Genomic DNA, 598 nt, shown 5'->3' on the forward strand with positions numbered 1-598 from the left:
CACACTTGATTGTGTGAGTGACATGATATGTCACTGATTGAGAACTTTACTGTCATTCTTAAAGAATGACTTGTCAGCTTTCCAGATTGTTAAAGAGCACGTGTGTTTATCACGACGATAAACCACTTTTTAAAGGCACTTATCATTATAAATACGCTTAAAAAGTGGTGGAGCTAAGCAGGATCGAACTGCTGACCTCCTGCGTGCAAGGCAGGCGCTCTCCCAGCTGAGCTATAGCCCCATCATGATATCCTTAGACGGACTTCTTTATAGAAGTCCACTTCGCTTAACCCAGTCAGATTTGAAGTGAGACGCGCAGTGTGCTTTAGCACATGAGCATCGCAGCTATCAAAGATGACGCAGGATAAGTAGAAGTGGTGGGTCTGAGTGGACTTGAACCACCGACCTCACCCTTATCAGGGGTGCGCTCTAACCAGCTGAGCTACAGACCCATCTAAGGTACGAGCCCCAAACTAAGGAGCTCATATCTCTTTGACATTTTGACCGTGCAATCTGTGTGAACACTCGCAAGAATAGCGTCAGTAAGGAGGTGATCCAGCCCCAGGTTCCCCTAGGGCTACCTTGTTACGACTTCACC

The 598-nt window shown here is 46.8% G+C and carries 2 tRNA genes and 1 rRNA gene; all 3 read right to left on the bottom strand.

The features are described from left to right. Window positions 1-165 precede the first annotated feature (165 nt). Window positions 166-241, bottom strand: a tRNA-Ala gene (locus BZJ21_RS15460). 134 nt (window positions 242-375) lie between these two features. Continuing rightward, window positions 376-452: transfer RNA gene (locus BZJ21_RS15465), tRNA-Ile, on the bottom strand. 91 nt (window positions 453-543) lie between these two features. Further along, window positions 544-598, bottom strand: a 16S ribosomal RNA gene (locus BZJ21_RS16625); the annotation flags it as partial.

The sequence above is a fragment of the Salinivibrio costicola subsp. alcaliphilus genome (genome assembly GCF_001996185.1).
Lineage (GTDB): Bacteria > Pseudomonadota > Gammaproteobacteria > Enterobacterales > Vibrionaceae > Salinivibrio > Salinivibrio costicola.